This window comes from Agrobacterium sp. CG674, from assembly GCF_053521645.1.
This window is the reverse complement of the sequence record NZ_JBNWDZ010000028.1, coordinates 1-2,116: the sequence shown is the minus strand read 5'-3', so window position 1 is coordinate 2,116 and position 2,116 is coordinate 1. Positions and strand designations below refer to the sequence as shown.

At 50.2% G+C, this 2,116-nt stretch carries 3 protein-coding genes; all 3 read right to left on the bottom strand.

Going from position 1 to position 2,116, the window contains the following annotated elements; translation table 11 throughout:
- Positions 1 to 340: 340 nt before the first annotated feature.
- Positions 341 to 661: a BrnA antitoxin family protein gene (locus ACQZ51_RS23645; protein WP_042618644.1), complete on the bottom strand. Its 321-nt coding sequence runs from the start codon at positions 659 to 661 to the stop codon at positions 341 to 343.
- Complete coding sequence (locus ACQZ51_RS23640; protein ID WP_448780990.1) at positions 658 to 906, bottom strand: BrnT family toxin; 249 nt, start codon at positions 904 to 906, stop codon at positions 658 to 660. Before ACQZ51_RS23640 ends, ACQZ51_RS23645 begins: the two co-directional genes overlap by 4 nt.
- Positions 907 to 1,419: 513 nt before the next feature.
- Positions 1,420 to 1,638, bottom strand: a complete 219-nt coding sequence (locus ACQZ51_RS23635; protein WP_448780988.1) for a hypothetical protein — start codon at positions 1,636 to 1,638, stop codon at positions 1,420 to 1,422.
- Positions 1,639 to 2,116 lie beyond the last annotated feature (478 nt).

The following is a 2,116-nucleotide window of genomic DNA, read 5'->3' as shown; positions in this document are numbered from 1 at the left end:
CTGATACGCTCTTTGCGCTGGACTGCATCCTTGCCGAGGCCAGCACTACGGGCGATGTCGTCGCTTGTCGTGTGAAAAACGTCAGCGATTTTTCTTGGCGCAAACAGGCCATTGTCAGCATATTGAGCAAGAGCCATTTGAGATACCCATCGATAATAACGTTAATTATGACGCAATATAGCGTCAATATAATTGGCTTTCAAGTGTTAAGCTCTGTCCAGTTTGGATGAGTGCTGCGCGCATCTGATGAGAGTAGGATAGTCTTCGTGGTTTTTTCCCGGCCACGTTTCGCGCCAACGGTAGCGCGGCGGCGGGCCGGGGTCGTCGTGATACTTTTCAACTATAAACCGTTCACTTTCCTCAAATCGTCGTTGAGGCGCGATTGCCAACCCCTGCCCGTTTCCTTGTAGTGCTTGACGAGATCGGGGTCGAGACGGATCGTCACGGGCGTTTTGGTGCTATCTGCTGGCGGCCTGCCTCGACGGGACATTTCCCGGTTGATGCTTTTGGCTAGTTCGGGAAAAGCTTCGCGAAAAGGCTTTGCCTGCGCGATCTCCTCGTCGGTGGCTTCCGGTGCGTCAGGATCGGCGGCGATCATCCGTTGCACTTCGGCTTCTTCTTCGTTTGATAGCGGACGTTTTGACGCGAATTTGACTGTCATGACAGCTTCCTTTCCTTGTTGCTGGCTGGGCGCATTGAGATGACAGAAAGAGCTTGCGATCCCAGGGGGCGGAAAACGACCGCGATGATGGTGCGGCCCTGAAACTCACCTATTGCCATGAAGCGTTCGGCCTTGGTTGGAAGGACGATAGAGGTCGCAAAGAACTCGGTTGTCAGGTCCGCGAAATCGAGATTGTATTTCTCGATGTTGGCCAGCCGCTTTGTTTCGTCGTAAGTGATTTTTATATACTGTACGTACAATAATGAACTGGACGTCGCAAGAATTATCGTACGTACAAAAAAACCATTCTGTTTGATCCGGGCGGCTTAAGGGGCTCTTTGATACTAAATTTCTATGCGTTTTCTTGAGCGGTCCCGGTGGCACTCTTTGCCACTGCGGCGGTAAAAAGGGGCGCACCCGCATACGATCTTACTTTTTCGTCCGGACCAGGCGGTGAGCACAGCGCGGCAATAGCCTGGGAAGGTAGAGCCCCCGGCATTTCTCACCTTTTGGTGGTCTCCAGAGGGGCGTCGATCCCGGATCAAGGTGTCAGGGAGGTTATAGAGCAGGTTCGAGCGGCCGTAGACCGGTGGCCGCAATTTGCTGAAGACGTTCGGCTACCCAGATCCCGTACTGTTGAACTCGACACATTCCTGAATGGCAATCGGCTGGCTGATCAAAAGCGATGAGGCACAGAGTTGCGGTGACATGTTTCCTGATGTGTGATCCGGTGATTGTTAAGATGGCGGCGTTGGCGATCAGAGGGTCGACCGCTTGCCTCTGTAGGTGATGGGTGGCGGAAGAGCTTCATGGGCCTGTGCAAGCGTTTCAAGCCATTCGGCCAGACCGTCGGGGACGGCGTCATTGCCCGCTTCCAGGGCCTCGATCCACGAAAGTTCACATTGCAGAGCGGACGCGATATTGATTGGCGTCCAGCGGATGACCCGCAGGCATTGATTAAAGCGCTCTGGCGACATGGTGATTTTCATTGCCTCTGTAATATCGAGCGATGTTCGGCTAGTCGATTGTGAGAGTCAATCGATTTTGCAACCTTTGGGAGGTTCAGTGCCCCACGCGTTTTTTTGGGTATATTTTCTATATGATTATTAATTTATACATAAGTGACGATATTTATACTCTATATAAAGAATATTTTTTCACTTCCGGGTCGGATGAAGATGCGAACTAAAAAGTATATAATCATTATCCTGGAGAGGTTCTTTTATATATAATATCTTTGATCGGGGCGGTTTTTTTGGATGGAGGAGTGCGTAAACTCGATGGGCAATCAGCAATGAATTTAGGAAGATCTCGCATTTATATAGGTAGCTTATAGTTTTATATAGATTTTGCGATTGATCTGGGGGAGGGTTTGCAAATGAATAGGATGGAGTTTGGCGGATTAAGTGGCGATCCAGTTGACGGCTTGCGATTACAATAACAGTATCATGATAC